General features: G+C 65.0%; 30 protein-coding genes and 2 pseudogenes. 9 read left to right on the top strand and 23 right to left on the bottom strand.

Annotated features, from left to right (window positions below; genetic code table 11):
• Position 1 precedes the first annotated feature (1 nt).
• The 7 genes from flgH to flgB form a co-directional block, all read right to left on the bottom strand.
• A complete protein-coding gene (flgH, locus tag BPHY_RS15050) occupies positions 2-712 on the bottom strand; it encodes a flagellar basal body L-ring protein FlgH (RefSeq protein WP_012402303.1) in 711 nt (236 codons plus the stop codon).
• Positions 713-747: 35 nt separating this feature from the next.
• Positions 748-1,536 (bottom strand): flagellar basal-body rod protein FlgG, encoded by a 789-nt coding sequence (gene flgG / locus BPHY_RS15045; RefSeq protein WP_012402302.1) that lies wholly within the window; start codon positions 1,534-1,536, stop codon positions 748-750.
• Between the two features lie 50 nt (positions 1,537-1,586).
• Entirely contained in the window at positions 1,587-2,345 is a 759-nt protein-coding gene (gene flgF / locus BPHY_RS15040) for a flagellar basal-body rod protein FlgF (protein ID WP_012402301.1), read from the bottom strand.
• Between the two features lie 22 nt (positions 2,346-2,367).
• Positions 2,368-3,873, bottom strand: coding sequence for a flagellar hook protein FlgE (locus tag BPHY_RS15035; RefSeq protein ID WP_012402300.1), 1,506 nt, complete (start codon positions 3,871-3,873; stop codon positions 2,368-2,370).
• A gap of 33 nt (positions 3,874-3,906) precedes the next feature.
• Entirely contained in the window at positions 3,907-4,620 is a 714-nt protein-coding gene (locus BPHY_RS15030) for a flagellar hook assembly protein FlgD (protein WP_012402299.1), read from the bottom strand.
• Between the two features lie 11 nt (positions 4,621-4,631).
• A complete protein-coding gene (gene flgC, locus BPHY_RS15025; RefSeq protein ID WP_012402298.1) occupies positions 4,632-5,057 on the bottom strand; it encodes a flagellar basal body rod protein FlgC in 426 nt (141 codons plus the stop codon).
• A gap of 106 nt (positions 5,058-5,163) precedes the next feature.
• Positions 5,164-5,655, bottom strand: coding sequence for a flagellar basal body rod protein FlgB (gene flgB / locus BPHY_RS15020; RefSeq protein WP_012402297.1), 492 nt, complete (start codon positions 5,653-5,655; stop codon positions 5,164-5,166).
• Between the two features lie 240 nt (positions 5,656-5,895).
• On the opposite strand from flgB, the gene flgA reads away from it, so the two are divergent.
• The 4 genes and pseudogenes from flgA to BPHY_RS43835 form a co-directional block, all read left to right on the top strand.
• Positions 5,896-7,170, top strand: coding sequence for a flagellar basal body P-ring formation chaperone FlgA (gene flgA / locus BPHY_RS15015; protein WP_012402296.1), 1,275 nt, complete (start codon positions 5,896-5,898; stop codon positions 7,168-7,170).
• Between the two features lie 105 nt (positions 7,171-7,275).
• Positions 7,276-7,617: a flagellar biosynthesis anti-sigma factor FlgM gene (gene flgM, locus BPHY_RS15010; RefSeq protein WP_012402295.1), complete on the top strand. Its 342-nt coding sequence runs from the start codon at positions 7,276-7,278 to the stop codon at positions 7,615-7,617.
• Between the two features lie 97 nt (positions 7,618-7,714).
• Positions 7,715-8,161 (top strand): flagella synthesis protein FlgN, encoded by a 447-nt coding sequence (locus BPHY_RS15005; protein ID WP_012402294.1) that lies wholly within the window; start codon positions 7,715-7,717, stop codon positions 8,159-8,161.
• A pseudogene (locus BPHY_RS43835) lies at positions 8,124-8,462 on the top strand (transposase); the annotation flags it as partial. The gene BPHY_RS15005 and the pseudogene BPHY_RS43835, both read left to right, overlap by 38 nt.
• Before the next feature lie 109 nt (positions 8,463-8,571).
• Here the strand turns inward: BPHY_RS43835 and fliR are convergent.
• The 14 genes from fliR to fliF all read right to left on the bottom strand — a co-directional run bounded on the left by fliR (position 8,572) and on the right by fliF (position 20,718).
• On the bottom strand, positions 8,572-9,354 hold the full coding sequence (fliR, locus tag BPHY_RS14995; RefSeq protein ID WP_012402293.1) for a flagellar biosynthetic protein FliR: 783 nt from the start codon (positions 9,352-9,354) through the stop codon (positions 8,572-8,574).
• A gap of 34 nt (positions 9,355-9,388) precedes the next feature.
• The gene (gene fliQ / locus BPHY_RS14990) at positions 9,389-9,658 is read right to left on the bottom strand and encodes a flagellar biosynthesis protein FliQ (RefSeq protein WP_012402292.1); all 270 of its coding nucleotides are present in this window, start codon (positions 9,656-9,658) and stop codon (positions 9,389-9,391) included.
• Positions 9,659-9,685: 27 nt separating this feature from the next.
• Complete coding sequence (gene fliP / locus BPHY_RS14985; RefSeq protein WP_157686551.1) at positions 9,686-10,456, bottom strand: flagellar type III secretion system pore protein FliP; 771 nt, start codon at positions 10,454-10,456, stop codon at positions 9,686-9,688.
• A gap of 74 nt (positions 10,457-10,530) precedes the next feature.
• Entirely contained in the window at positions 10,531-11,157 is a 627-nt protein-coding gene (gene fliO, locus BPHY_RS14980; RefSeq protein ID WP_012402290.1) for a flagellar biosynthetic protein FliO, read from the bottom strand.
• A complete protein-coding gene (fliN, locus tag BPHY_RS14975) occupies positions 11,154-11,618 on the bottom strand; it encodes a flagellar motor switch protein FliN (RefSeq protein WP_012402289.1) in 465 nt (154 codons plus the stop codon). The genes fliO and fliN overlap by 4 nt, the downstream gene beginning before the upstream one ends.
• Positions 11,611-12,609 carry a flagellar motor switch protein FliM gene (gene fliM / locus BPHY_RS14970; protein WP_012402288.1) on the bottom strand — a complete coding sequence of 333 codons (999 nt, stop codon included), beginning with the start codon at positions 12,607-12,609 and terminating at the stop codon, positions 11,611-11,613. Before fliM ends, fliN begins: the two co-directional genes overlap by 8 nt.
• A gap of 64 nt (positions 12,610-12,673) precedes the next feature.
• Positions 12,674-13,177: a flagellar basal body-associated protein FliL gene (gene fliL / locus BPHY_RS14965; RefSeq protein ID WP_012402287.1), complete on the bottom strand. Its 504-nt coding sequence runs from the start codon at positions 13,175-13,177 to the stop codon at positions 12,674-12,676.
• Positions 13,178-13,190: 13 nt separating this feature from the next.
• On the bottom strand, positions 13,191-13,418 hold the full coding sequence (locus BPHY_RS41740; RefSeq protein WP_157686550.1) for a hypothetical protein: 228 nt from the start codon (positions 13,416-13,418) through the stop codon (positions 13,191-13,193).
• A gap of 191 nt (positions 13,419-13,609) precedes the next feature.
• Positions 13,610-15,121: a flagellar hook-length control protein FliK gene (locus tag BPHY_RS14960; protein WP_012402286.1), complete on the bottom strand. Its 1,512-nt coding sequence runs from the start codon at positions 15,119-15,121 to the stop codon at positions 13,610-13,612.
• A 64-nt stretch (positions 15,122-15,185) separates the two neighbouring features.
• Positions 15,186-15,635: a flagellar export protein FliJ gene (gene fliJ, locus BPHY_RS14955; protein ID WP_012402285.1), complete on the bottom strand. Its 450-nt coding sequence runs from the start codon at positions 15,633-15,635 to the stop codon at positions 15,186-15,188.
• 15 nt (positions 15,636-15,650) lie between these two features.
• Complete coding sequence (gene fliI, locus BPHY_RS14950) at positions 15,651-17,294, bottom strand: flagellar protein export ATPase FliI (protein WP_012402284.1); 1,644 nt, start codon at positions 17,292-17,294, stop codon at positions 15,651-15,653.
• A complete protein-coding gene (gene fliH, locus BPHY_RS14945; RefSeq protein WP_012402283.1) occupies positions 17,288-17,965 on the bottom strand; it encodes a flagellar assembly protein FliH in 678 nt (225 codons plus the stop codon). The genes fliI and fliH overlap by 7 nt, the downstream gene beginning before the upstream one ends.
• Complete coding sequence (gene fliG, locus BPHY_RS14940) at positions 17,952-18,947, bottom strand: flagellar motor switch protein FliG (protein ID WP_012402282.1); 996 nt, start codon at positions 18,945-18,947, stop codon at positions 17,952-17,954. The genes fliH and fliG overlap by 14 nt, the downstream gene beginning before the upstream one ends.
• A complete protein-coding gene (gene fliF, locus BPHY_RS14935) occupies positions 18,937-20,718 on the bottom strand; it encodes a flagellar basal-body MS-ring/collar protein FliF (protein WP_012402281.1) in 1,782 nt (593 codons plus the stop codon). The genes fliG and fliF overlap by 11 nt, the downstream gene beginning before the upstream one ends.
• Positions 20,719-20,956: 238 nt before the next feature.
• On the opposite strand from fliF, the gene fliE reads away from it, so the two are divergent.
• From fliE to BPHY_RS14905, 5 genes are all read left to right on the top strand, one after another.
• Complete coding sequence (gene fliE / locus BPHY_RS14930; protein WP_012402280.1) at positions 20,957-21,292, top strand: flagellar hook-basal body complex protein FliE; 336 nt, start codon at positions 20,957-20,959, stop codon at positions 21,290-21,292.
• A gap of 375 nt (positions 21,293-21,667) precedes the next feature.
• The gene (gene fliS, locus BPHY_RS14920) at positions 21,668-22,102 is read left to right on the top strand and encodes a flagellar export chaperone FliS (protein ID WP_012402279.1); all 435 of its coding nucleotides are present in this window, start codon (positions 21,668-21,670) and stop codon (positions 22,100-22,102) included.
• On the top strand, positions 22,099-22,428 hold the full coding sequence (locus tag BPHY_RS14915; RefSeq protein ID WP_012402278.1) for a flagellar protein FliT: 330 nt from the start codon (positions 22,099-22,101) through the stop codon (positions 22,426-22,428). Before fliS ends, BPHY_RS14915 begins: the two co-directional genes overlap by 4 nt.
• A gap of 79 nt (positions 22,429-22,507) precedes the next feature.
• The gene (gene fliK, locus BPHY_RS14910; protein ID WP_012402277.1) at positions 22,508-23,881 is read left to right on the top strand and encodes a flagellar hook-length control protein FliK; all 1,374 of its coding nucleotides are present in this window, start codon (positions 22,508-22,510) and stop codon (positions 23,879-23,881) included.
• Positions 23,881-24,219, top strand: a complete 339-nt coding sequence (locus tag BPHY_RS14905) for an EscU/YscU/HrcU family type III secretion system export apparatus switch protein (RefSeq protein WP_012402276.1) — start codon at positions 23,881-23,883, stop codon at positions 24,217-24,219. The genes fliK and BPHY_RS14905 overlap by 1 nt, the downstream gene beginning before the upstream one ends.
• Before the next feature lie 9 nt (positions 24,220-24,228).
• Here BPHY_RS14905 and BPHY_RS39130 read toward each other — a convergent pair.
• Positions 24,229-24,948: pseudogene (locus BPHY_RS39130) on the bottom strand (aldehyde dehydrogenase family protein).
• 47 nt (positions 24,949-24,995) lie between these two features.
• A complete protein-coding gene (locus BPHY_RS14895) occupies positions 24,996-26,669 on the bottom strand; it encodes an isovaleryl-CoA dehydrogenase (protein WP_012402275.1) in 1,674 nt (557 codons plus the stop codon).
• Positions 26,670-26,796 lie beyond the last annotated feature (127 nt).

The raw sequence follows: 26,796 nt of genomic DNA, 5'->3' as shown, positions 1-26,796 counted from the left end.
GTCAGAACGGCGCGACGTTGAGGAAGAAGCGTTGCAGCCAGCTCATGTTCTGCGACTCGTCGATGTAACCCTTGGCTGAATACTCGATCTTCGCGTCCGCGACCTGAGTCGAGTAGACGGCATTCAGGCTGCTGATCGTGTTCGGGTTGACCACACCCGAGAAACGCACGAACTCGTTGCCCTGGTTGATCAGCATCTGCTTCTCGCCGCTGACGACGAGGTTGCCGTTCGGCTGCACGCCGATCACCGTGACGGTAATCGTGCCACTGAAAGTGTTCGATGCATTGGCGCCGCCCGTTGCCTTGAACGTGTTGGCGCCCGTCGCGTCGAGGTTCACCTTGCCGAACAGGCCGCCGAGAAAGCCCGCCGTCGGCACGCCGAACTTGGTCTCGCCGTTGCGGTTCGTGTTCGCGCCGGACGACTTCGTTGCGTTGATGTTTTCGGAAATGACGATGGTCAGGATGTCGCCGACGTTGCGCGGACGCTGGTCTTCGAACAGCGGCCGGCCAGCGTACCCCGGGTTGTAGATCGAACCGGGCGCCTGCAGCGACGGCGGCGCCGGCGGGACGGCCGTCATCGGCTGCTGGGTGATCGGCTGCTTCGGCACGAGTGCACAGCCGCCGAGCGCGGCTGCGAGCGCGCCGGCACACGCGAGCATGGAAACAGCCCGCGCGCTGCGCAGAGGAACCTGGATACGGGTGAAGTGCGACATCTTGATTACCGCCTGATTGTTTCCGACTGTCAGCCTTAAACCGGCATCTGGCTGAGCGTCTGCAGCATCTGGTCGGAGGTCGTCACGGCCTTGCTGTTGATTTCGTACGCGCGCTGGGTCTGGATCATGTTCACCAGTTCCTGCACGACGTTCACGTTCGATGCTTCGACGTAGCCCTGATTCAGCGTGCCCGCGCCGTTCAGACCCGGCGTCGCGACGTTCGGCGTGCCCGACGACGTCGTCTCGGCGAACAGGTTTTCGCCCTTCGCATCGAGACCCGTCGGGTTGATGAACGTGGCAATCTGCAGCGAGCCGATCTGCGTCGTCGCCGTCGAGCCTGCCGTCGTCACCGACACCACGCCGTCGCTGCCGATCGTAAGCGACGTCGCGTTCTGCGGAATCGTGATGGCGGGCAGCACCTGATAGCCGCTCGATGTGACGAGTTGGCCCTGCGAGTTGGTCTGGAACGAGCCGTCGCGCGTGTAGGCCGTCGTGCCGTCCGGCATCTGCACCTGGAAGAAGCCCTGACCGTTGATCGCGACGTCCTTCGAGTTGCCCGTCTGCTGCAGGTTACCCTGCGTGTACAGACGCTCGGTGGCGACCTGCTGCACGCCCGTGCCGAGCTGGATGCCCGATGGCAGTTCCGTCTGCTGCGTCGAGTTCGCGCCCGGCTGGCGGATCGTTTGATACAGCAGGTCCTCGAACACGGCGCGCGAGCCCTTGAAGCCGTTGGTGCTGACGTTCGCGAGGTTGTTCGAGATCGTGTCCATCTGCGCCTGTTGCGCATTCATGCCGGTCGCGGCGATATAGAGTGAGCGGTTCACTTGTTTCTCCTGAACGCAGGGTGGTGCGTTCCGTTAAATCTGCGTCGGGATTAGCTGAAGTTCAGCAGCTTGTTGGCCGACTGCTCGTTCTGGTCGGCGGACTCGATCATCTTCGTCTGCATCTGGAACTGGCGAGCGTTGGTGATCATCGAGACCATCGCCGATACCGGGTTCACGTTGCTGCCTTCCAGCGCGCCTGCCGCGACGACCACAGCGGGATCGGCGTCGGCGGGATTGCCGTCGTTCGTGTGAAAGAGGCCGTCGTCGCCGCGCTTGAGCGCGCCGGGGGCGGGATTCACCAGCTTCAACTGATCGACCAGTGCGATCGTCGTGGCGGGGTCGCCCGGCATCAGCGCCGATACGGTGCCGTCCTTGCCGATGGTCACCTGCGCGCCGGGTGGCACGGCCACCGGGCCGCCGCCGCCGACCACGGGCAGGTTGTTGGCCGTCACGAGCTGGCCGTTTTCGTCGACATGAAGGTTGCCTGCACGCGTGTACGCTTCCTCGCCGTCAGGCGTCAAAACGGACAGCCAGCCCGGACCCTGGATCGCGACGTCGAGCGGGTTGCCCGTCTGCTGGATCGGGCCGGGCGTGTAATCCGCGCCCGGCGTGGACGACAGCACAAAAGTGCGAGTGGTGTCGTCCTGAATCGTGCTGCCGTCGCCGAACGCCATCGGCACGGCGCGGAACGTCGCGAGCTGCGCCTTGAAACCCGTGGTCGAGGTGTTCGCGAGGTTGTTCGCGACCACGGCCTGCTGTTCGAGCGCCTGGGTCGCGCCCGACATCGCGGTGTATATGAGCCGGTCCATGATGGTGTCGGTACGTCAGCGATTACAGGTTGATGAGCGTCTGGTCGACGGTCTGCTGGGTCTTGATCGTCTGCGCGTTCGCCTGGTAATTGCGTTGCGCGGTGATCAGGTTCACCAGCTCGCTCGTCAGATCGACGTTCGAGTTTTCCGTGGCGCCGCCTTGCAGCGAGCCGTGGTTCGTCGAGCCCGGCGCGGCGACTACTGCAACGCCCGAAGCAGCCGTTGCCTGGAACTGGTTGTTGCCGAGGTTGATCAGGCCGTTCTGGTTCGCGAAGGTTGCGAGTGCGACCTGGCCGAGTGCCGCCGTCTGGCCGTTCGAGTAGTTGCCCGTGATGATGCCGTCCGTGCCGACCGTGAAGTTCGTCAGCTGGCCGGCCGCGAAGCCGTCTTGCGTCAGCGAGTTCGTGCCGTCCTTGCTGCCGAACTGCGTCGTGCCGCCGATCTTCAGCGTCAGGTTTTGCGGCGTCGCGGAGCCGTCCGAGTTCGGGATCGAGAAGTTGAACGCGAACAGCGTCGAGGTCGGGTTACCCGACGAGTCGAGCGTGCTGACCAGATTGCCCGACGTGTCGAACTTCGCGGTGCCGATCTTCGTCGTCGAGACGTTGCCGTCCTTGCCTGCGTACACGTCCCACGAGCCGGCCGAGGTCTTCACGAAGTACATGTCGACCTGTTGTTCGCCGCCCAGCGAGTCGTACACGGGCACCGACGTCGAGTAGCTGTACGTCGCACTGTTGGTCGGGTCGAAGGCGAGCGCAGTCGGCGCGACCGTCAGCGAGTCGCCCGTAGCAGGCGTGCCCGCCAGCGTGATCGTCTCGCCGTTGCCGAGCTTGATCGGCGAATTGGCGGAGTACGTGCCCGTGGTGCTCGTGCCGTCGCTCGACGTGACCGTGTAGGCCGTCGGGCTAGAGAACGTGATGGTGTACGTGTTCGCGTTCGTGCCTTGCGTCGCGTCGGTGATCGACACGCCGTTGTTCGTCAGCGAGCCCGTGCTGGTCGTAAAGGTCACCGAGGGCGTGCCCAGCTTGAGCGCGTCCTGCGCGTTCAGGTTCAGGCCTGCCGTGATCGTCTTGGTGGCCGTCGGCGGAATGTTCGCCGTCGGCACCTGCAGCGGCACCGTGCCGGCCGTGTTGATGATGCCGTTCGCGTTCGCCGCGTAGCCCATCAGCTTCAGACCGTCAGCGTTCGTGATGTAGCCGTTCTTGTCGAGCTGGAACACGCCGTTGCGCGAGTATGTCAGCGCGCCGTTGTTCGACATCTGGAAGAAGCCGCTGCCGTTGATCGCGACGTGCAGTGCGATGTCGTCCGTCGAGATCGTGCCTTGCGAAAAGTTCTGCTCGACTTGCGACATGCGCGTGCCGATACCGATCTGGTTATTGACGGCCGTGGCGACCGAGTTCGCGTACATGTCCGCGAACTGCGCAGCGCCTTGCTTGAAGCCGACGGTGTTTGCGTTCGCGATGTTGTTGCCGATGACGTCGAGGTCGCTCGATGCGCCTGCCAGTCCGCTCAATCCTTGTTGGTAACCCATGACGGTCTCCGTATCGGGTGATGCTGAATGCGTTTAGATAATGGCGGCGACCGTCGACAGGCCAACCGTTTTGCCGTTCGACAGAACGAGGCCAGGCGTGCCGTCCGGCTGCTTGAGGACACCCTGCACGGTCGCGGCCGACAGCGTGGTAGGAGCGCCCGTGCCGTTTGCCGTCGTGCTGGCTGCCGTGAATGTGTAGGTGCCGTCGGGCAGCGCGTTGCCGCTCTTGTCGACGGGTGTCCAGCCGACGGGAATCGTGCCTGCCGACTGCTTGCCGAGGTCGATCGTGTTGACGATCTGGCCTGCCGAGTTCTTGACCGTGACCTGCACGTCCGTCGCGTCGCTGGCGAGCGTGACGCCGAAGCCCGTTGCCTTGCCCGACGACACCGAGAAGCTGTCCCCCGGTGCGAGCACCGTCGAATTGATCAGGTTCGCGGCCTGCGTTTGCTGGTTGGTCGTGAGTTGCGAAGCGAGCGAGGTCAGCGACGAATTCAGCTGGCCGATGCCCGTCACCGTGTTGATCTGCGCGAGCTGAGAGGTCATCTGCGAGCTGTCCATCGGGCTCGTCGGATCCTGGTTCTTCATCTGCGCGATGAGCAGTTGCAGGAAAGTGTTCTGCAGGTCGCTGCCCGAGGTCGCGCTCGACGAGCTGCTCGACGACGACGCACTCTTCGCGCCGTTCATCGTGTCGAGCAATGTCTGCGAAACCGTCGCGCCGTTGTTGCCGATAGTGGTGCTGGTAGTCAAGGAGCTTCTCCTCAGGTTCCGATCGTGAGCGTCTTCAGCATCAGCTGTTTCGCGGTGTTGAGCGTTTCGACGTTGGCCTGGTAAGAGCGCGATGCCGAAATCATGTTGACCATTTCCTGCACGGGGTCGACGTTCGGCAACTGCACGTAACCGTTTGCGTCGGCGGCCGGGTTGCCGGGCTCGTACGACGTCTTCATCGGCGTCGGATCGTCGATGACGCCCGTCACCTGCACGCCGCCGACCTGCTGGCCGGAGCCCGTGCGCGCGCCGCCGATCGGGTTGACGGCGAACACGACCTGCTTCGCCTTGTACGGCTTGCCGTCGGGGCCCGTCGTACTGTCGGCGTTCGCGAGGTTCGACGCGGTCACGTTCAGGCGTTGCGACTGCGCGGACATCGCCGAACCGGCGACGTTGAAAATGTTCATCAGGGATGGCATGGCTTTTCGACCTCTCTTGCCGGTGCACCGGCGTCTAATCCCGTAGCGTTCTGGTTTCTAGCGTGGTCCAGCGCGCCGCCTTCTCTATGGAAGGCCGCGCAGTTCATCAACCGTTCGACGTGATCGCCGACAGCATGGCCTTGATCTGCTGCGACAGCACCGTCATGCCCGACTCGAAGTGCAGCGAGTTGTCGGCGAACTGCACGCGCTCGGCGTCCAGATCGACGGTGTTGCCATCCAGCGAAGGCTGCGCCGGAATGCGATAGGCGACGCGGCCGAAGTCGTCGGTCGGGCCGCCCGTCGCGACAAGGCGCGCCTTGCCCGTCATGTGGCCCGGCTCCGTCGAAGCCATCGACATGCCTTGCGACACGCCGGCCGGCTGCGTCATTGCGAGTTGCGAGTTGTTCGACGCGCCCGCCGTCGAGCCGCCGCTTTTCTTCAGCGCGCCCGCGAGCGACGAAGCGAAATCGATATCGCGAGCCTTGTAGCCCGGCGTGTCCGAATTCGCGATGTTCGACGACAGCAATTCCTGGCGATAGGCGCGCACATCGAGCGCCTGGCGGCCAAAGGCAAATTCGGCATCGAGTTTGTCCAGCATTGGGTTCTCCGTGGAACGGTCCGAGGCCGCCCGTCCGCACCGTCGCTCCGCGTTGTCCGGTAAGAAGCGTTTCGACTGCGCCGGCCGGAAGGCCTTTTTGCATGTGACGCATTGTGCGGGCGGGGCGCAAGACTTAATCGGACGAATAGCCGGGAAAGGACACCTCTATTCACCGTTTGCGCGGAGGGCGCGAACTCTAGAATGCGAGGCGTACCGTTGCATCAGAGAAGGAGAACGACCATGCCCTTGCCCGCCACCGCTTCGCGCGAAGCTCGCCGTATGGGCGCGCGCGCTGCCCGGACGCTGTCGGCGATGGCACTGGTCGTCGCATGCGCGGCCGCATCCGTTGCGCATGCACAGGAAAACGGCTCGTCCGGCGGACCGATCGTGATTGCGGGACCCGGCGAGAAGAATCCCGCCGAACTGCAGGCGCTGGCCGAGCGCATCAATACGCAGCCGCCCGCTGCTGCATCCCGCGCGAGCGTTCCGAATACGCCGTCCGTTGCGCCCGCAACGCTTGCCGCGAATCCGCGTGGCGACGCGGACCGCTTCGCGCAAGCTGCCCGTGCCGATGGTGCGATCGTGATTCCGGGTGCGGACGAAGCAGCGGCACAGCGGAGTGCGCCCGTTGCGCCCGCCCATATGAATGCGCCTGCGCCGGGCATGATGCGCGTGAGCCTGCAACCGGCGGCGCGTCAGGTGATGCCTGTGTTGGTCGCGCCGGCGCAAGCTGTGGCGCGGCAGACGGCGGGCGTTCAGCCGATTGCCGTGAATCCTCCCGCCGGTAATGCCGTCGCGCGCAATGGCGTGCTCGCTGCTCAGGCATCTGCTCGGGCGCCGGCGCAGGCAGCGGCTCAGTCCGCCGCTCAGCCGGTTGCGCCGACGCCGCCCGGACAACAGGACGGCGAATCGATCCGGCGCGCGGCGCTTGCCTATTTGCAGCAGCAGTCGGCGGGTTTGCCGGGCAAGGTCGACATCAGCGTCGCGACGGTCTTTCCGCGCGGTCTCGCCGCGTGCACGACGCTCGAGCCGTTCCTGCCGACGGGGGCGCGCGTCTGGGGCCGCACGACGGTCGGCGTGCGCTGCGCGGGCGAGCGTCCCTGGACGCTGTATCTGCAGGCCAAGGTTTCGATTCACGCGACGTACTTCGTCGCCGCACGCTCCATTGCGCCAGGCGAGCTGCTGTCGTCCTCCGATCTCGTCGCGCGCGACGGAGACCTGACGGTTCTGCCGCAAGCCGTGATCACCGATGCGTCGCAGGTGGTCGGCTCCGTCGCGCTGATGCGTGTGTCGCCGGGCTTGCCGCTGCGCCGCGACATGTTGAAGAGCGCCGAGGCGGTGTCGATCGGCCAGAGCGTGAAGGTCGTCGCTCAGGGGCCCGGTTTCGCGATTTCGGCGGAAGGCAGTGCCATGAACAACGCGTCGCCGGGCCAGCCGGTCAAGGTGAGGACGGCGAATGGGCAGATCATTCAGGGCGTCGTGAAGGACGCCGGGACGGTCGAAATCCAGCTCTGAAGGGCAATTGCGGTGGTTACAACCTGAAAAATGTGTCGGATCGGCTCAGCTAAAGTTCGATGGATGAATGCCGTTATTACATTCAAATCGTTCAGGAAGCCGATCGTGAAAGTTGATTCCACTCCCCATTCAGGCCTGCAGACGTTGAAAGACGGCCTGCAGCGCACGCAGCAAGGCGACACCCCGACGACGGGCGGTGTCGGTGCGTCGACGTCGACGGCCACGGGCGCGTCGGGTGACGCGAGTGTCAATCTGTCGGGACTGTCGTCGCAGTTGCACAGCCTCGCGAGCGCCGGTTCGTCGGACATCGACACGTCGCATGTCGCGTCGATCAAGCAGGCGATCAAGGACGGTACGTTGACGATCGACTCCGGAAAGATCGCCGACGGCGTGCTGGCAACGGCGCGCGACCTGTTGCAGAAGAAGAGCCAGTCGTCCGGCAACTGACGACGCATCGATGAACGGTGCGCCGGGTGCGGGGCGGTATTTGTGACAAATCCGGGCTGCGAAAGACGCAATCCGGTGCCTAGCGAGTTGTTTTGTGATGAAAGACGCCCTGCTTGCCACCGTCATCGACGAATATTCCGCTGTGGAGCTATTTGCCTCCGTCCTCGCTGCCGAGGAGCGGGCGCTGACCACGGTACATCCCATCGACACGCTGCCGCCCATCGTCGAAAAGAAGATGGAGCTGGTGGAGAAGCTCTCCATGCTGGAGAAGGTTCGCGACTCGCAGCTTGCGGAACTGGGTTATCCCGCCGGATGGAAGGGCATGGAGCTGGCTGTGGCCAACGATTCTCGTCTTGCGGCGCAATGGTCGTTGTTGCAGAAGTCGGTTGAGCGGGCGAAGCGGTTCAATACGACCAATGGCGCGTTGATCCGTACTCGCATGGAGTATAACCGGCGGGCTCTGGCCGCCTTGAACGTGGCTGTTGGGCCGGAGCGCGGTGCGCTTTATGGGCCGGATGGGCGGGTTCCTGCTTTTGGAATTTGAGTCGAAGGGGCTTAGCTCCTTTCGCGATTCCCTGTGCTTTGCTGTGCTGTTTACCGGACCGGTGCCTTTGGTGCCGGTTTTGCATTTTGAGGTTTTGGTTTTGTTGTTCGCCGACGCTGATCGGTGTTTGCTTTCGCTCTCGCGGGCGTGCGCGGATAGGTCCCCCGTGCATCTGATCCGCAACAGTCTGGAATATGCGAGCTACAAGGACCGTAAGCCTCTCGCAGCGGCGCTGCGCCCGATCTATGCGGCTGCGAGTGAAGCGGCCGCGCAGCAGGCCTTACGGGCTTTCGCCGAAGGGCAACGCCAGCAAACCGGAAGCAAAACGCGGATGCCAGCGAACCCAAAACCGAACCCAAAACCGCCGACCGAAAACTAAAGGCGTAGCCCGCGCCACGAAGGCAAGAACCTTACTTTAAACCGGCCGCCACCCGAGCCATCTGATCGATCCCACTCTCGAACACGCGAGCAAAGAAGGGCATCATATTCGGCAGCATGAGCTGAATCAAAAGCAACCCGGTAATGACAGTAACCGGCAATCCAACCTGAAACACCCCGACCTGCGGCGCAGCCCGATTGAGAATCCCCAACGCGAGGTTGGTAATCAAAAGCGCGGTGACAATGGGCAAAGACAACAGCAGCCCAGCACTGACCACAGTGCTCCCCCATCCAACCAGCACGCGCCAGCCATTCGCCCCCAGCACATTCGCGGACACCGGCAGCGCCTGAAACGTCTGCACCAACGCCGACAGCACCTGCAGGTGCCCATCCAGCGCAAGAAAAGTCAGAATCGCGATCATGTACACATAGCGCGACATCACATCCGTCGAACCCGCCGCATGCGGGTCGAAGAATGTCGCGAAGCCGAGGCCCATGCTCATGCCGATGATGTCGCCCGCAGCTTGCACCGCGCCAAACACGATCTGCATCGTGAAGCCCAGCGCCGCGCCGATCAGGAACTGGTTCACGATGATCCAGATGCCCTGCGCGGAAAACACGGTGGCCGACGGCAGCGCACCAATCGTCGGTGCGACGATCAGTGTGACGAAGCCCGCCAGGCCAATCTTCACGCGGTTCGGCAGCGACTTGTCGCCGAATGCGGGCGCCGTCGCCATCAGCGCGAGTATCCGCACGAACGGCCACAGGAACGCGGTGAGCCAGACGTTCAGCTGCTCGTAGGTGACGGAAAACATCGCGCGTCGAAAGAAGAAGGAAAGAGAACGGCGCTCAGCCGGCGAGCGTCGGAATGCTCGTGAACATGTGGCGCATGTAATCGAGCATCTTCGCAAGCATCCACGGGCCGATCAGCACCAGCGTCACGGCAATCGCGAATAGCTTCGGAATGAACGACAGCGTCGCTTCGTTGATCTGCGTCGCGGCCTGGAACAGGCTCACGATCAGACCGACGACGAGCCCCACGAACAGCGGCGGCGCGGCCAGCAGCAACGCGATGTACATCGCTTCGTGCGCAAGGGTGGTGACGGTTTCCGGCGTCATGGTGCAACTCTCCCGGCGATGCTGGACTTAAACGAAGCTCTGCGCGAGCGAACCGACGATCAGCTGCCAGCCGTCGACCAGCACGAACAGCATCAGCTTGAAAGGCAGCGAAATGGTCGCGGGCGAAATCATCATCATGCCCATCGACATCAGCACGCTCGCCACCACCATGTCGATGATCACGAACGGAATGAACACGGTGAAGCCGATCTGGAAGCCCGTCTTCAGTTCGCTCGTCACGAACGACGGCACCAGCAGCGACAGCGGCACGTCTTCCGGGCCCTGCATCGGCGGCGCGTGCGAGATGCGCGCGAACAGCGCGAGATCGCTCTCGCGTGTCTGCTTCAGCATGAACGCCTTGAACGGCGCGACACCGCGCTTCACGGCCTCGTCCATCTGTATCGTACCTTCGGAGAACGGTTTGTAGCCGTCGTTGTAGGCCTTGTCGAGCACGGGCGACATCACGAACAGCGTAAGAAACAGCGCGAGACCGACCAGCACCTGGTTGGGCGGCGTGGTCGGCGCGCCGATCGCCTGACGCAGCAGCGACAACACGATGATGATGCGCGTGAAGCTCGTCATCATCAGCACCATCGCGGGCAGGAACGACAGCATCGTAAGCAGCAGCATCGTCTGCACGCTTAGCGAGTACGTCGTGCCGCCGTTCGGGCCGGGGCTCGTGTTGAAAGCGGGCAGACCCGCAGTCTGCGCATGCGACAGCGTCGGAGCGGCAAGCATCAGCGCAGGAACGGCGAGCGGCGCAGCAAATGCAACACCCTTCAGGATGCGCTTTTTCATCGAAACGGTAGTCTTCGTCAAGGCGTGGGAAGTCACAGCGTCGCTGCGCTGCACGTCAGATCGGTCGTACTGCATTACTGTTCTCCGCTGTCGCGTCGCTGGAAACGTCTGGATGCTTCCTGCTTGAGCGCGTCGCGAAAGCGCTGTCCAAAGTTGCCGCTCAGCTGGACCGGGCTGCCGGCGGGCGTTTCGCCGGATGTGCCAGGCGCCGCAGGCGTGCCGGTGAAAGAAGAGGTGCCCTTGACCGAGCCGGCAGGCATCGTATGCAACAGGCGCACATTGCCGGGCGCCGCACCGAGCACGAGCCAGGTGCCGCCCACTTCCACGACCGCAACACGTTCCTTGCCGCCGAGCGACGTGCCGCCGATCGTCTTCACAATCCCGCCGCGCTGGCCGGGTTGCAGGCCGAAGCGGCGTGCGAGCCACGCGAAGCCGAACACGAGGCCGATGACGACGGCGAGTCCGACGATGGTCTGCAACACGGCGCCGACGCCGAGGGCTGGCACCGCGGTTCCCGCCCCGACGCCCGAGGCGATCTTCGCGGCGTTGTTGACGGCATTCATGTCGGCGGCGTGCGCGAAATGGAAGGCGCTTGCACCGAGCGTGAGACACGCCAGTGCAACCGTCGACATGAGACGGGCGCGGCGCGGAAGCGGCTGGCCGCTCCCGTGTGACGCGGCCCGGGATACTGCGTATTTCATCGGTTCAGCTTCCGGATGCGCTCGGACGGCGTGATGATGTCCGTCAGGCGAATACCGAACTTGTCGTTCACGACAACCACTTCGCCCTGTGCGATCAGGCAACCGTTGACGAGCACGTCCATCGGTTCGCCTGCCAGACCATCCAGCTCGACGACGGAACCCTGCGCGAGTTGCAGCAGGTTGCGGATCGCGATTTTCGTGCGGCCCAGTTCGACGGTCATCTGAACGGGAATGTCCAGGATCATGTCGATGTCGTTGCGCGTCGTGGTCGGCTCGACCTTCGACAGCGGCTGGAACACGCCCGCAGTGCTCGCGCTCACAGCGGTGTTGTCGTTCTGCTCAGCGAGCGCGCTCGCCCAATCGTCGAGCGATGCTTCGTCGGAGCCCGAGCCAGGCATCGAATCATTCACTTTGGACTCTTCCGGCATGTCCATTTCGGGTGTCGAGTTCAACTCAGTCATATCCCGCTTCCTTCATCTGTTCCGCTGCGCTGATCATCTTCTGCACGCGCAGCGCGTATTGCCCATTGAAAATACCGTAGCCGCATTCCATCACGGGCACGCCGTCGACTTTCGCGGTGATGTGCTCCGGAATATTGATGGGCAGCACGTCGCCCGCCTTCATGTTGAGAATCTCCTGGAACGTCACGGGGATCTGCGCGAGATCCGCCGTCAGCTCTACTTCGGCTGCCTGCACCTGCTGCGACAGCACGCGCACCCAGCGGCGGTCCACTTCGAGCGCTTCGCCCTGAATCGGCGAGGAGAGCACGTCGCGGATCGGCTCGATCATCGAGTACGGCATGCAGATATGCAGCGTGCCGCCCGTCGGTCCGAATTCGATCGAGAACTGCGTGACGATCACGATCTCGTTCGGCGTGGCAACGTTTGCGAACTGCGTATGCATTTCCGAGCGCGTGTATTCGAACGACAGCGGCCGCACGCTCTTCCATGCAGCCGTATAGTGTTCGAACACGAGATTCAGCAGCTTGTGGATGATGCGCTGCTCGGTCTGCGTGAATTCACGGCCTTCGACGCGCGTATGAAAACGCCCGTCGCCGCCGAACAGATTGTCGACCACGAAGAACACGAGGTTCGGATCGAACACGAACAGCGACGTGCCGCGCAGAGGCTTCACATGGACGAGGTTCAGGTTCGTCGGGATCGGCAGATTGCGCGTGAATTCGCTGTACTTCTGCACCTTCACCGGGCCGACCGAAATTTCCGCTGTGCGCCGCATGAAGTTGAAAATGCCGACGCGCAACAGTCGCGCGAAACGGTCGTTGATGATTTCGAGGCCGGGCATCCGGCCGCGAACGATGCGCTCCTGTGTCGCGATGTTGTACGGGCGGACGCCGGCACGATCGGACTGGTCGGCTTGCGAGTCAGACTCGCCGGTGACGCCCTTGAGAAGGGCATCGACCTCCTCCTGGGACATGAACTCTTCGTGGCCCATTCCTATTCCTCGTGCGTCCCTTCGTTGGCGCGGTTCAAGATCAAATCAGTCAGCGCTAGGCGCGTTACTGGACGACGAATTCAGTGAACAGCACGTCCGAGACGTGCACCGGTTGACCGTTGGCCTCAGTCGGCTCTTCGATCAGCTTTTCGAGTTCCGCGGCGAGTGCTTTCTTGCCGTCGAGCGTCGCGAGATCTTCGGGATGCTTGTTCGACAGTGCAAGCAGCACGCGGCTGCGGATCTCGGGCATATGTTCGGTCAAATGTTCCTGCACCTTCTGGTCGGTGAGCTTCAGCGTGAGGCCGATGCGCAGATAGTGTTGCTGGCCGTCGTCGGATTGCAGGTTCACTGTCATCGATTCGAGCGGAAAGAAGATAGGCGCGGGGGCGGGAGCGGGTGCTGCTGCCGTCGCGGCGGCGGGCGCGCGCTTCGACATGAAGAACCACACGCCTGCACCGGCTGCGCCTGCCGCGACCAGTACGATCAGCAGGATCAACACAATGCGCTTGACGAGGCCCGGCGAGGAGGGCTTCGCGTTGGCTTGCTGGTTTGCGGTCGTGGATGCCATGGAATTGATTGCCTCAATGCTGTAGGTGAATTTTCAGGTTTCTGGCGATGCTGCGATGGGTCGAAAAGAAGGGCAATTCAGCGTTAGCTCGTTTGTTTGCCTGCCGGGTTCTGGTTTGTTTTTGCTGGCTTTCGCTGGCATCCGCGACGCGTATTCCGTTCTTCAAGCGTTGCCTCTGTGCGGGCGACATCTGCTGTTCCTGGCCGCCTGCGAAGAAAAGCAGGCAAAAGATGCAGCCCACGCTGAGCCGCTTGACGTTTACCTCAGGCCTTCCAGCTTGGGCTGTCGATAGGCGTTGGCAAGGCGAAGCGGCTCCATGCGAGCCGCATTCTTTGCTGACCTTCTCCGCAGGGCAACGCTAAAAACACCACCGCAAGGAGCGGATGCGCCAACGCCAACAACGCGCCGAGGGGCGATGCGCCCAGCATCGGATCACGCGAACGTATCGACGAGTCCGACCGTGCGGCGCACGGGCATGCTCACTGTCGTCGCGCTGCCGCCTGCGATGTCGATGCCCTCGTTGCTGCCGCGGCTGCCGCCACGGCCGCTGCGCGTGCTGCCGCTCTGGTCCTGGCCCTGCTGGCTGGTCTGCCGGGCAAAGCCGTCGCTGACGCTCGCGCTTCCCAGCCCGATGCCGCCTTGTTCCATCGCTTCGCGCAGTTTCGGCAGCGCGGCTTCGACCGCGTCGCGCACCTGCTGATGCTGCGAAACAAAAAGGGCATGTGCATGGTTATCGGCAACCTGGAGGACGACCTGTAGAGGGCCGAGGTCGCGCGGATTGAGCGTGAGCTCTGCCGTCTGTTGATGCGCGTTGGTGAGGAACACGACTTTCTGGCTGAAGGCGTCTTCCCAGTCATGGGCGCCGACTTGAGGTGCGATGGCGTTCGCCATCGCAGCCGTTGCCGGGTTCGAGCCTTGAGTGAGCGTGGCAGTCGCGCTCGCGGCGGCGGCCGCCGATGCGGCCTGAGTCGCGGCGAGCGCGGCGTTCGTGTCCGCGGTCGCCGCGGGCACGGGCGCTGCCTGCGCGGCATTCGAGCCGGCGGCGGCAGCGGCGAGCGTTTCAGCCGGGCTCAGGGGCGCGGTTGTCACAGTGGCGGGCGCGGCGGCTGAGGCAGTGTTCGCCGGTGCTGCGTCGCCCTTCGCGGCGCGCAGGTCACCGAAGGTCAGGCCCTTGCCTGAGCCAGCACCGCGGCCAGCGAGCGTTACGTCGTCCGTGGCGGCAGCGCCCGCATTCGCGGACGTCGCTGCGCCCGCAGCGGGCGCCACGCCCTGGCCGCTCGCCAATGCGGCGAAGGCGGCCTGCAATGCGTCCTGGGTGGCTTTCGGATCGAGCGATGCGATCTTCTTCGACGGCGTCTGAATCACGGGCGTCGTTGTATTGCCGGCCACGTCGGTCGACGCAGGCATCGCCGGTTGCGTTGCCGCGTTCGCTGCATTGGCTGCGTCCGTGGCGCCGCTCGCCTGAGCTTGTGCCTGAGCCGCGGCGGCTGCTGCTGCGGCGGCTGCGGCAGTCTCAGCGGCGGCCGCGCTCGTGGTCGGCGCGGCGTCGTTCTGCTTCGAAACCGAATCGGCCTTGTCCTTGCCATTCGTGCCGCTCGCACCATTCGCGCCGTTCGCCGCGCTGCCTGGCTGCGTGCTGTCGGTCTGGCTCGCGGCCTGGGTGCTGCCGGTGCTGTTCGAGCTGTCGGACGCATCGGTGCTGTTGGACGAATCGTCGGCGGGCGGCGCGTCGTGCACGCTCGAACCGTTCGATGCCGGCTGCGACGGCGCGCTCGGTGCGGGCGACGGCGCAGGCGCGGCGGCCAGGTTCTGTGCGTTGATGCTTTGCTGCAGCGTGGTCGAAAACGGCAGCGCGCTGCCGGCGTTCGCGCCGTTCGATGCGCTGCTGCCCGATGTGCTGCTCGAAGCGGCGAGCAGCGAGTTGATCAGTGAAAGAGGCGACATGGTGGATCTCGTGTAGTCGTGTCAGTCCCGTTGCGCGCCGCATCTCATGCGGCGGGCTGCGTCTTCACGCGCCTTCTGCGCGCATCCGGAGAATTCTTGCGCCGTACTCGTCGGCATCGCGTTGATCGCGGCGCGCCGCGACCTTGGCTTCGGCGGCGACGCCGCGTGCTTCCAGTACTTCGTAAGAGCCGAGCTTCTGCTTGCTGCGCTGCCATTCGGGCTTGGCCGCTTCGACGCGCGCCGTCGCCGTGGCCAGCAGCTGACGCTGCTGGTCGATGGCGGCATCGAGCGTGTCGATGAACGCCTGAAAGTTGCGCATGTTGCCGGCGGGCATGCCCGCCTTGGCCGTTTCGGTGAAGCGGCGGTGATACTCGTCGCGGTATTCGACGAGCGAATTCAGCTGCGCTTCGACTTCGTTGCGCTCGCGCTGGACGCGGCCTAGCTTGCGCGCGGCGGCGTCAACGTCGTCCTGTGCGAGGCCAATCAGCGTTTTGATCGGGAAGTGCTTGCTCATAAGCGTCTGTTACTCCTAGCCGAACAACGAGTCGAGGTGCGCCACGCTGGCTTCGAACCCGGCGCTTTCGCGAAAACCTTGCTGCAGGAATGCTTCCATGCGCGGATACAACGCGATCGCCTTGTCGAGCACCGCGTCGCGTCCCGCCGAATACGCGCCGACGTTGATCAGGTCGCGGTTGCGCTGATAGCGCGACAGCATCTGCTTGAACTGGCGCGTGCGATCCAGATGAGCGTCGCTGATAAGCGCCGTCATCGCGCGGCTGATCGACGCTTCGATGTCGATGGCGGGGTAGTGGCCCGCTTCGGCGAGCGCGCGCGACAGCACGATATGGCCGTCGAGAATGGCGCGCGCCGAGTCTGCGATCGGGTCCTGCTGGTCGTCGCCTTCCGTCAGCACCGTATAGAACGCAGTGATCGAGCCGCCGCCTTCGGGGCCGTTGCCCGTGCGCTCGACGAGGGCAGGCAGCTTCGCGAACACGGAAGGCGGATAGCCCTTGGTCGCGGGCGGCTCGCCGATCGCGAGCGCGATCTCGCGCTGCGCCATCGCGTAGCGCGTGAGCGAGTCCATCAGCAGCAGCACGTGCTTGCCCTGATCGCGGAAATATTCGGCGAGCGACGTCGCGTAGGCGGCGCCCTGCATCCGCAGCAGCGGCGACACGTCGGCGGGCGCGGCCACCACGACCGAGCGCGCGAGACCTTCCTCGCCGAGAATCTGTTCGATGAATTCCTTCACTTCGCGGCCGCGCTCGCCTATCAGCCCGATCACGATCACTTCGGCGCTCGTATAGCGCGCCATCGTGCCGAGCAGCACCGATTTACCGACGCCCGATCCCGCGAACAGACCCATGCGCTGACCGCGTCCGACGGTGAGCAGCGAGTTGATCGCGCGCACGCCGACGTCGAGCACCTTGTGAATCGGCTCGCGATGCAGCGGGTTGATGGTCGGCGCAGTGAGCGGCGCGTCGTTGCGCGAATTGAGCGGGCCGAAGCCGTCGAGCGGCTTGCCCGATGCATCGACCACGCGGCCGAGCAGTTCCCAGCCGACGGGCAGACGCTTCGCGCCCGCCATCGGATCGGCGATGGGCGCCGTCTCCAGCGGATAGACACGCGCGCCGGGCAGGAGACCGGCGACTTCCGTCGTCGGCATCAGAAAGAGCTTGTCGCCGTGAAAGCCGACCACTTCGGCTTCCGCCATCGTGCGCGTGCTGCCGGGCGGCAGCTCGATCATCACTTCGGAGCCGACGGCGAGACGCAGCCCGACGGCTTCAAGCACGAGACCGGCCGCACGCGTCAGGCGGCCGCACGCGCGCAGCGGGCGCGCGATCTGGTTGCGTTCGCGCAGGCTCGTGAGGCGGTTGCGCCATGCCTGCAAATGCGGGTTGTCGAGCAGTGCGGGATCGGGTGCGCGCTTCGGCGGGGGCGCCGAGTCGCGGCTCGCGGGCGCCGCTTCGGGATGCGGCGCGCTCGCAGGCTTTTCGTGCGAACGCTCGTCGCTGGCGCCCGCATGGGCTTCCGAAATCGCGGATTCCAGCGCCGCGAGCGACTCTTCCATCTGTGCGACGGTGAGCGCTTCCGCGCCGAACGACGCCAGCGCCAGCTCGCGTTCGAGCGGCGTGAGGTCGCTATGCTGAATGTCTTCGATGGTCGGCTTTACCATGTGCTTGCCTTGCCGAGCGCTGCCGTGACGCGCTCCCAGCGCGTCGCGATGCCGGCGTCCACTTCGCCCGTCGTGGACACGGCGCGGCAGCCGCCGCGTTCGATCGCTGGGTCGGTGCGCACGTTCCAGCCGCGCGTCTGCAGTTCTTCCAGCAGATACGCCTCGACGACGGGCAGATCGGCAGGACTCACGATCAGAGCGGGCGCGCCGACCAGCGCCGGTTCCGTCGCCATCACCTCACGCGCGGCGGCGATGAGCGCCGTCGGGTCGTGCTGGACGTGCTGGCGTACCACTTGTTGCGCGATGTCGAGCGCGAGCGCGACGATCGCTTCCGACAGTTCGTGTTGTGCGTTGTCGAGCGCTACCTTGAATGTTTCGGCGAGCGCGGCGATTTGCGCGGCTTCCGCGCGCGCTTCCGCCTGGCCCTGCTCGAAGCCTTGGGCGCGACCCTGTTCGTAGCCGGCCTGATAGCCGAGCGCCTGGCCGGCCACGTGGCCGGACGCGACGCCCTGCGCGTGCGCAGCATCGCGCAGGCGCTGCAGCTCGGCTTCGAACGCGCCGTCGTCGACTTCGGGTTCCGGCTCGGGCACCGGGTCGAACGAGGCCATCTCCCAGCGCTGGTAGGCCGAGAGGCTTTCCTTGCGCGTGGGGTCCTGGTCAGACATATGCATCTTCTGCCTTGCCGCCGATCACGATCGCTCCCGATTCGGCGAGATTGCGCACGACCTGGAGGATCTTGCGCTGTTGCGTTTCCACTTCCGACACCCGGACCGGGCCGCGCGCGTCGAGGTCTTCCGCGAGCAGTTCGGCTGCGCGCTGCGACATGTTCGACAGGAACTTCTGGCGCAGCGCGGGCTGCGCGCCCTTCAGCGAGATGATCAACGTTTCCGACTCGACTTCCTTCAGCAGCAGCTGGATTGCGCGGTCTTCCAGGTCGAGCAGGTTGTCGAACACGAACATCTGGTCGATGATCTTCTGTGCGAGGTCCGCGTCGTACTGGCGGACGTTGTCGATGACCGACTCTTCGTGGTTGCCCGGCAGGAAGTTCAGAATTTCCGCCGCCGTGCGGATGCCGCCCATCGGGCTGCGCTTCAGGTTGTCGCTGCCCGACAGCAGCCCCGTCAGCACATCGTCGAGTTCGCGCAGCGCCGCGGGCTGAATGCCGTCAAGCGTCGCGATGCGCAGCAGCACGTCGTTGCGCAGACGTTCCGTGAAGCAGGTGACGATTTCCGAAGCCTGATCGCGGTCGAGGTGCACGAGGATCGTCGCGATGATCTGCGGGTGCTCGTTCTTGATCAGTTCGGCGACCGCCGCCGAATCCATCCATTTCAGACCTTCGATACCACTCGTATCGCTGCCTTGCAGGATCCGGTCGATGATCGCGCCCGCCTTGTCGTCGCCGAGCGCCTTCGTCAGCACGGAGCGGATGTAGTCGTTCGAATCGAGCGAAAGCGCGGTGTGCTTGTCCGCCTCGGAGACGAATTCATGCAGCACTTCATCGATCTGTTCGCGCGTGATGTTCTTCAGCGACGCCATCGCGACGCCGATCTTCTGGACTTCGCGCGGGCCCAGAAACTTGAATACCTGAGCCGCCTCTTCCTCGCCGATCGACATCAGCAGGAGCGCGCTCTTCAATACGCCTTCAGTGCTCATCGGACACCCAGCTCTTCACGACGGTTGCAACGATCTTCGGATCCTGACGCGCGATCTGACGCGCATATTCGAGGTTCCGCTCATATTTGGCCTTGTCGCTCTCGAGTGCGACGAGGCTGCCCTCGACATCCTCTTCGGCTGCCACGGCTGCCGCGGTCGGCAGGCCGTCGAGCACGGGTTCGTCGGGCGACGGCAGCGCGGCCACGGCCTCGGGCGGCGGCGGGAACGCACGGCGCAGCGCCGGCTTCACCATCACGAAGTACAGGAACAGTGCGACGAGGCCGATGCCCAGGTAGGTCGCGATCTGCTTGTACATCGCGATCATGTCCTTCGTGCGCCACCACGGCAGGTCGGCATCCGGATCTGCGATCTGCTGGAACGCGCTGCTGATCACCTTGACCGTGTCGCCGCGCGCCTGGTCGTAGCCCATCGCTTCCTTGACCAGCTGATCGACCTGCGCGAGCTTGTCGGCGGAAATGGGCTGCATGGTCGCGTGGCCCTTCGCATCGAAGACGCGCATGTAGTTCACCACCACGGCTACCGACAGGCGCTTGATGCCGCCAACGGCCGCTTCCGTGTGGCTCACGGTCTTGCTCAACTCGTAGTTGGTGGTCGAGTCCTTATGGTCGCTGATCGGTGTAGTCGTCACGCCGCTTGCGCCGTTCGCGCTCGCCGTGATGGGCGCCGAGGCCGGCTGCGGCGGCTGGTTCGACAGCGCGCCCGGCACGCCCGAGGCGCCGCTTTGCGACATTTCGGTGGCCGTGCTGGTCTGCTGGCTGCGAATGGCCGCCTGCTGCGGGTCGTTGTTCGGCGCATATTTCTCCGAGGTCAGCTCTTGCCGGGAGAAGTCGATGTCCGCGCTCACCGACGAATGCGCGTTGCCTGTCCCGAACATCGGTCCGAGGATCGCGTCGATGCGCTGCTGCGTGTTGCGCTCGATCTGCTGCCGATACTTGAGTTGCGTCGCATCGAGCCCGGCGCCATTGGCGCCCGCCTGCGTGAGGAGGTTGCCGTCCTGGTCGACGATCGTCACGCCGCGTACGGACATGTCGGGCACGGCGGACGCGACCATATGCGTGATGGCCACGACCTGGCCTTCGTCGAGCATGCGGCCCGGATACAGATTGACGAGCACGGACGCCGACGGCGCTTCGCGGTCGCGCACGAACACCGTGGGCTTCGGAATCGCCAGATGGACGCGCGCCGTCTTCACCGTCGAGATGGATTCGATCGTGCGCTGCAGTTCGCCTTCCAGCGCGCGCTGATAGTTGATCTGCTCGGCGAACTGGCTGATGCCGAACTTCTGGTTGTCCATCAGTTCGAAGCCGACCGAGCCGCTCTTGGGCAGACCCTGCGACGCGAGGCGCAGACGCATTTCGTGCACCTGGTCAGCGGGGATCAGGATGGCGCCGCCCGCTTCGGAAAACTTGTACGGCACGTTCGCCTGCTGGAGCGCGGCAACGATTGCGCCGCCGTCCTGATCGGAGACGTTGCTGTACAGCACCTTGTAGTCGGGCGCACGCGACCAGAGAACCAGACCCGCGACCACGGCGATCAGCACCGCGACGGCGAAGATGAGCGGCGCGCGAGGATTGCCGCGCATCTGCGTCAACGACGTGGGAAGCCCCGGAAAGCGCGAGGCAAGGCCGCTGCCCGCGCCGCCGAGGTCCAGGCCCGCGGCGCCCTGGCCGGCTCCCGCTGCGCCCGGCTGCGCGCCGGCGAGGCCCATGCGGGCGTCGGGGGTCATTAAAGAGTTGGCTGACGAATCCATGCGTCGGGTTTCTCCGGAATCCTTTTGCGTTCCGCCGCTTACGGCGCCTTACCAGCTGGCGTCTGTCGACAGAGACTTTCACGTTAGGGATTATCCGCATCGCCAGGCAAGCCCATGCGCCGAATAGCGGGGAGTTTCACCCTTACTTTCACGGCTTTCGGAGAAGGGCCGCTGCTAAGCTTCCTGTCCAATTGGTGCATGGCGCGAACGCTCGCCTGCATCTCACTCAGGAGAGAACATGACAGCGCCCATCAATCCGCTCCAGGCGGCCTTGCAACAGATGCAGTCGATGGCAGCCCAGGCCGCGGGCGGCAGCGCTGCGGTCGCGAACGAATCCGGCGCGGCCACGGCAGGCGGCTTCGCGTCGGCGTTGAAAGCGTCGATCGACAAGATCAGCAGCGACCAGAAAAGCGCGGTCAGCGAAGCCCACGCATTCGAAATCGGCGCGCCGAACGTGTCGCTGAACGACGTGATGATCGACATGCAGAAGGCCAATGTCGGTTTCCAGTTCGGCTTGCAGGTGCGCAACAAGCTGGTGTCGGCTTACAACGACATCATGCAGATCGCCGTCTGACGCATCGGCGACGCGCGCCGCAGACGTCCGCATGCAGGCCGCCTTTCCTCTGGGCGGCGCGCGGGACATGCGTCGCGCATCGCCACTGCGTTACGCGCGGCTGCTTCATGAGAGCGCCGTCGACGGCGACGCACCTTGCGCCGCTGTCCGCCGCCTCGCCTGCGTGCATATTTTTATGCGGCGCGCGGCGCGGGAGGGCCGTGCCGCGCGCCATCCCTGACGCTTCCTTCCAGCGGGCTAAAGCTTTATTCGTATGAACCGATAACCTTGTTACAAGGGCTGGCAGGAACGCGCGCGTCGAGATGACGAGCGTCCCGGCAGGCCGTCCGCCGTCACGTCAGTCCGACCGTTATCCGCAATACAGGAGGAGCGCCGATGTTTTCCCCAGGACACTCTGGAGCCAATGCCTACGCTCGCGTCGGCGTGGAGACAGGGGTGATGGGCGCGAGCCCCCATCGCCTGATCGTGATGCTGTACCAGGGGGCGCGCAAGGCAATTGCGCAGGCGCGCATGCATCTGCAGCAAGGCGACATTGCGGCCCGTGGCGAGTCCATCGGCAAAGCCATCCAGATTATCGGCGACGGGTTGCAGCAAGCGCTCAACCTCGAAGCCGGCGGAGAAATCGCGGGGCGTCTCGACGCGCTCTATGGCTATATGACGCGGCGGCTGCTCGAGGCGAATCTCAAGCAGAGCGAGGCGATGCTCGTCGAAGTCGACGGGCTGCTGGCCACGCTCGAGGAAGCCTGGATTGGTATCGCGCCGGAGATTGCGCGGATGGCGATGCAGTCGTCCGCGGAAAGCATGAGATGAGTTCGAACGCAGACTATTTCGCCCGCTACGAGGCGATCGCCGCGATTTCAGTACGGATGGTGATGGCAGCGCGAGACGCGCTTTGGAACGATCTCGTCCTGTTGCAGGACGAGTACCGCCATCTGGTCGACGCGCTGAAACACGCGGAAGACGGCGTGCGCCTGTCGGATGACGAGCGCGCCCGCAAATTCGACCTGATCCGCCAGATCCTTGCGAACGACGCGACGGTCCGCGATCTCGCGAACCCGCGCATGGCCAAGCTGCAGGCGCTGTTCGCGCCGAGCCGCCCCGCCATTGTGCTGAAAGAACTTTACCAGGCGCGCTGAGCGCTTTCACGCAGTTTCAAAAGAGCCGCTAGCGACCCGCTAGCGGCCACGCAGCGTCAATGCGCGAGAGGAAGCGGGCATGAACGGAATCGACACGGCTGTGGCTGCACTGCTGGCTAGCCGCATCGACAGCCTTCTTCCCGTCGGCGCGCGCGCCGGCGCAAGCGCCGCGCAGGCGGACGCCTCGCTCAACGTCAAGACGCCGACCGTTGCGCCCCTCGCGGCGACACCCGCGCCATCGCCGGCTTCCGCGCAGACGGCACTCTCCGCCGTCGCACTGACGCTCGACGCGATTACGCGGTCCGGCGGCGAGGCGACGCCCGCACTGGTCGGGCAGATTCCCGTATGGCCCGCCGCGCCCGCGATCGATATCGCGCCGTTGCCGCTCGTCGATACGGGCGCGAACGCGTCGCAGACAGCGAGTTCCGGAAATACGGCGGCGCGCAACGCAGGCGTCGCGGATGTCACGAACGCCGCGCAGGGTTCGGACGCGGCGCAGGCTATCGTCGCCGCGCCTTTGCCCGTCGCCGAACTGGCGGCTGCTCTCAGACGCACCGTCGACGAAAGCGGGCTGTTCTACGAATCGCATCTGGCGCAATGGCTGTCGGGACAGCGGCCCGTCGAGTCGCTCGCGGGCGAGGCGCAGAACCGCCTGGCCGATGCCGCCGCTCAATCGCCCCCCGACGCCGGTCACGGCGCCGACGACCCGAATGCGTGGACGCAAGGGCGCCCTTCCGGCAACACGGGCGCCGCGGCCTTCGCTGCCGCTGTTGCAGCCGCCCGCGGCGAGCCGGAGGGGCCGCAAACGCAGTCGGCGCGCTTCACGACCTTCGATCTCGCGACGCACGACCTCATCGAAACGCCCGCGGCCTCCGCGCATAGCACGCAGCAGGCAGCCGCGGCCCATGCCGCGGGCATCGACGATCCCAATGCCCATCAACAGCAGTCGATGCAGGCGGCGCTGCATCCCGCGACGATTCCGCTCGTGCGCCAGCAGCTCGATCTGCTCGCGACGGGGCAGTTCCGCTGGACGGGGGAAGCATGGCCGGGCGCGCGCCTCGACTGGACGATCGAGCAGGAAGGCGACGAATGGCGGCGCAGCGGCAATGGCGCCGCGTCCGCCGATGACGAATATCCGTGGCGCACGCGCCTCACGCTGTCGCTGCCGTCGCTAGGCACGGTCGACGCCGATCTCACGCTGACGGGCACGCGTCTCGTCGCGCGCGTGCAGGCGAGTCCGGGCGGCGCGGCGCGCCTCGCCGCACAGGGCGAGACCTTCCGCCAGCGTCTTGCGCAGGCGGGCATCGAACTGAGCGGCCTGTCGATTCGCGAGATCGGCGGCAGCCTGCCGCCGGGTGCGGCTGCCGCGGCCGCTTCGGCGTATGCGCGCGCGACGGCTGACAAGCCGGCATCGCACGACGCCGGCAGCCATGATGTCGACTGGGACATGTAATGAGCCGCACGCATCGAAGGAGCGCCGCGGCGCTGGTCTACGATTCGCACGGGCACGACGAGGCGCCGCGCGTCGTCGCGAAAGGCTACGGGCTGGTGGCCGACATGATCGTGCAGCGCGCGAAGGAAGCGGGGCTGTACGTGCACGAATCGCCCGACATGGTGTCGCTGCTGATGCAGGTCGATCTCGACTCGCGCATTCCGCCGCGTCTGTATCAGGCCGTCGCGGAACTGCTCGCGTGGCTGCATCGGCTGGAAAGCGGCGCCGCCGATGATCCGCTTTCCACCGACCTGGTCGTGCCTCCTCCGCACCCGCCGGATGCACCCGGCGAGCGCTGACCCAGGGCGTCAGATACGCATCATCAGACTGAGCGGCACCCGCACGCGCCGTCCGTAAGGCGGCGCGATCAGGCCGCGCGCATTCAGGCGCGCCTGCGTCAGCACGGGCTTCATCTTCGAGAACGTGACGAAGCCTTCATACCCGTGATACGCCCCCATGCCGCTCGTGCCGACGCCGCCGAACGGCACGCTTTCGCACGCGAGATGCATCAGCGTTTCGTTGACGGACATGCCGCCCGCGATGGTTTCGTGCGTGACGCGCTCGGTGATCGCTCGGTCCTCGTCATACGGATACAGCGACAACGGACGCGCGCGCGTTGCGCGCTGATCAGCGGCGCGGCCGCGAGCAGCACGGGATAGTTCCACGGCACGATGATGCCGACGACGCCGAGGGGCTGCGACACGAGCTTTGCGCGCGCAGGCAGCAGCCATCTGTTCGCGGCGCGCCGCTGCGCTTTCATCCAGCGTTTGCCGTGGCGCAGCGCGCCGTCATCTCCTCTTTGACGAGCAGAAATTCGGCCAGCAGGATTTCTTCCTTCGCGCGATTGCCGAAGTCGGCGTGCATGGCGTCCGCGAGCGCGTCGCGGTTGTCGAGCAGCACGGCGCGCAGCGCTTTCAGATGCGCGGCGCGTTGTGTTCCCAAGACGGAAACGGCGCGCGCAGATACGCGGCGCGTTGCTCGCGCAACAGTGCTTGCAGTGCCGCGAGCTCCGGCAGGTCGTGCTTCATCTGGTTGTGTCTCCGGTGTTCTACTCGATGTCCTGCTTGCTCGATAGTCAGGCCGGAAATGCGCGATTCGCGATAGCCGCGTGATCGAAGGCGGCGGGCAGCGTGCCGTACACGCGTCCGCTTTCGCCACAGCCTTCGCCCAGCCGCGTCGCGATGTACGCATCGGCGACGAACGAGGGCGCGTGTTGCACGAGCAGCACGGCCTGCGCGATCAGCACGATCTGCTGGGCGATGCGGCGCGCCGAGACTTCGCGCGTCTCGGGCGCGGACGTCGACGCGGCCGTCAAACGGTCGAGCGCGGCGTTCAACGCCGGGTGCGCTTGCGCGTGCGCTCGCCACGCGGCGAGCAGGGCCTGCGCGGCGCCCGGCTCGCGCTCCATCGCGCGCAGCACGTCAAGACACATCACGTTGCCCGAGCCTTCCCAGATCGAATTTACGGGTGCTTCGCGGTAGAAGCGCGCCATCGGTCCTTCTTCGACGTAACCGTTGCCGCCCCAGACTTCCATCGCTTCGCCCGTGAATTCGAGCGTGCGCTTGCAGACCCAGTACTTCGCCGCCGGCGTGACGAGGCGCCGCCACGCGCGTTCTTCCGGGGCGTTCGTCATGTCTTCGAAGGCGCGCGCGAGGCGCATGAACAGCACGGTCGCCGCCTCCGATTCGAGCGCCAGGTCAGCGAGCACATTGCGCATCAACGGCTGATCGGCGAGATGTTTGCCGAACGCGCTGCGATGGCGCGCATGGTGAATCGCCTGCACGAGCGCCGCGCGCATCAGCGCCGCGCTGCCGATCACGCAATCGAGCCGCGTGTAATTCGCCATTTCGATGATGGTCGGCACGCCGCGTCCCTCGTCGCCGATCATGATGCCCCAGGCGTCGAAGAACTCGACTTCACTGCTCGCGTTCGAGCGGTTGCCGAGCTTGTCCTTCAGACGCTGGATGCGCACCGCGTTCTTGCTGCCGTCCGGCGCGAAGCGCGGCACGAAGAAGCAGGAGAGGCCTTCGTGATCGCCGGTGCGTGCGAGGACCAGGTGGGCGTCGCACTGCGGCGCCGAGAAAAACCATTTGTGTCCGACCAGCCGGTAGCCGGCGCCGCGTCCGCTGCCGCTTGCTGCAAACGCCTGGGTGCGGTTGCTGCGCACATCCGAGCCGCCTTGCTTCTCCGTCATGCCCATGCCGATCATCATCGAGGTCTTCTGCTCGAGCGGCAGGTCGCGCGGATCGTGCTCGCGCGAATACAGCTTGTCGCGCAACGTCGCGAACAGTCCGGGTTCGCGCTGCAGCACGGGAATGCTGGCGAAAGTCATCGTGACCGGACACAGTGAGCCCGATTCGAGTTGCGCGTGCAGAAAATAGCCGGCGCAACGCGCGACCATCGCACCCGGCTGCGGGTCGGAGAAGGGCAGTGCGTGCAGTCCTTCACGGCGCAACAGGCCGAGCAGCGTATGCCATGCGGGATGAAATTCGAGCGCGTCGATGCGCTCGCCGCGCGGGCTGAAGGCGGCGAGTTCGGGCGTGTGGCGGTTCGCCAGCTCGGCGAGTGCGAGGATCTCGGGCGTCGTCAGCGCGGCGCCGTCGCGCGTGAGCGCTTCCCGATGCCACGCCGCGCCTTCGCGCTCGACGGCGGCGGCCAGCGCGGCATCGCTTGTAAACAGGTTGTAGTTCGCGAGCGGGGGAGCCTGATTGGACACTTCATGCGTGATGCCGGGGCCGAACCGTTCCATCTGATGTCTCCCTTCGATGCACGCGCCGTCCGGTGTCGACGCTACCGTTTGCTTAAAACCCGCCAGCAGAATGAAACAGAGGCAGCGCGCAACAGACTGTGTTTGAGCGACGTCGGCAGGCGGAAAA

Origin of the sequence: Paraburkholderia phymatum STM815, from assembly GCF_000020045.1 — a bacterium.
GTDB lineage: Bacteria > Pseudomonadota > Gammaproteobacteria > Burkholderiales > Burkholderiaceae > Paraburkholderia > Paraburkholderia phymatum.
This window is presented reverse-complemented; position numbering and strand designations above follow the sequence as displayed.

Coding starts and splice junctions, on each gene's coding strand:
- flgA (WP_012402296.1), top strand. CDS start 5,896: ATGCCCTTGCCCGCCACCGCTTCGCGCGAAGCTCGCCGTATGGGCGCG.
- fliN (WP_012402289.1), bottom strand. CDS start 11,618: ATGACTGAGTTGAACTCGACACCCGAAATGGACATGCCGGAAGAGTCC.
- BPHY_RS15035 (WP_012402300.1), bottom strand. CDS start 3,873: ATGGGTTACCAACAAGGATTGAGCGGACTGGCAGGCGCATCGAGCGAC.
- BPHY_RS14960 (WP_012402286.1), bottom strand. CDS start 15,121: ATGTCGCCTCTTTCACTGATCAACTCGCTGCTCGCCGCTTCGAGCAGC.
- fliK (WP_012402277.1), top strand. CDS start 22,508: ATGAACGGAATCGACACGGCTGTGGCTGCACTGCTGGCTAGCCGCATC.
- fliJ (WP_012402285.1), bottom strand. CDS start 15,635: ATGAGCAAGCACTTCCCGATCAAAACGCTGATTGGCCTCGCACAGGAC.
- flgF (WP_012402301.1), bottom strand. CDS start 2,345: ATGGACCGGCTCATATACACCGCGATGTCGGGCGCGACCCAGGCGCTC.
- fliI (WP_012402284.1), bottom strand. CDS start 17,294: ATGGTAAAGCCGACCATCGAAGACATTCAGCATAGCGACCTCACGCCG.
- BPHY_RS14895 (WP_012402275.1), bottom strand. CDS start 26,669: ATGGAACGGTTCGGCCCCGGCATCACGCATGAAGTGTCCAATCAGGCT.
- fliP (WP_157686551.1), bottom strand. CDS start 10,456: ATGAAAAAGCGCATCCTGAAGGGTGTTGCATTTGCTGCGCCGCTCGCC.
- fliO (WP_012402290.1), bottom strand. CDS start 11,157: ATGAAATACGCAGTATCCCGGGCCGCGTCACACGGGAGCGGCCAGCCG.
- BPHY_RS14905 (WP_012402276.1), top strand. CDS start 23,881: ATGAGCCGCACGCATCGAAGGAGCGCCGCGGCGCTGGTCTACGATTCG.
- BPHY_RS14915 (WP_012402278.1), top strand. CDS start 22,099: ATGAGTTCGAACGCAGACTATTTCGCCCGCTACGAGGCGATCGCCGCG.
- fliQ (WP_012402292.1), bottom strand. CDS start 9,658: ATGACGCCGGAAACCGTCACCACCCTTGCGCACGAAGCGATGTACATC.
- fliL (WP_012402287.1), bottom strand. CDS start 13,177: ATGGCATCCACGACCGCAAACCAGCAAGCCAACGCGAAGCCCTCCTCG.
- fliF (WP_012402281.1), bottom strand. CDS start 20,718: ATGGATTCGTCAGCCAACTCTTTAATGACCCCCGACGCCCGCATGGGC.
- fliR (WP_012402293.1), bottom strand. CDS start 9,354: ATGTTTTCCGTCACCTACGAGCAGCTGAACGTCTGGCTCACCGCGTTC.
- fliH (WP_012402283.1), bottom strand. CDS start 17,965: ATGCATATGTCTGACCAGGACCCCACGCGCAAGGAAAGCCTCTCGGCC.
- fliM (WP_012402288.1), bottom strand. CDS start 12,609: ATGGGCCACGAAGAGTTCATGTCCCAGGAGGAGGTCGATGCCCTTCTC.
- flgC (WP_012402298.1), bottom strand. CDS start 5,057: ATGCCATCCCTGATGAACATTTTCAACGTCGCCGGTTCGGCGATGTCC.
- flgH (WP_012402303.1), bottom strand. CDS start 712: ATGTCGCACTTCACCCGTATCCAGGTTCCTCTGCGCAGCGCGCGGGCT.
- fliS (WP_012402279.1), top strand. CDS start 21,668: ATGTTTTCCCCAGGACACTCTGGAGCCAATGCCTACGCTCGCGTCGGC.
- fliE (WP_012402280.1), top strand. CDS start 20,957: ATGACAGCGCCCATCAATCCGCTCCAGGCGGCCTTGCAACAGATGCAG.
- fliG (WP_012402282.1), bottom strand. CDS start 18,947: ATGAGCACTGAAGGCGTATTGAAGAGCGCGCTCCTGCTGATGTCGATC.
- BPHY_RS15005 (WP_012402294.1), top strand. CDS start 7,715: ATGAAAGACGCCCTGCTTGCCACCGTCATCGACGAATATTCCGCTGTG.
- flgB (WP_012402297.1), bottom strand. CDS start 5,655: ATGCTGGACAAACTCGATGCCGAATTTGCCTTTGGCCGCCAGGCGCTC.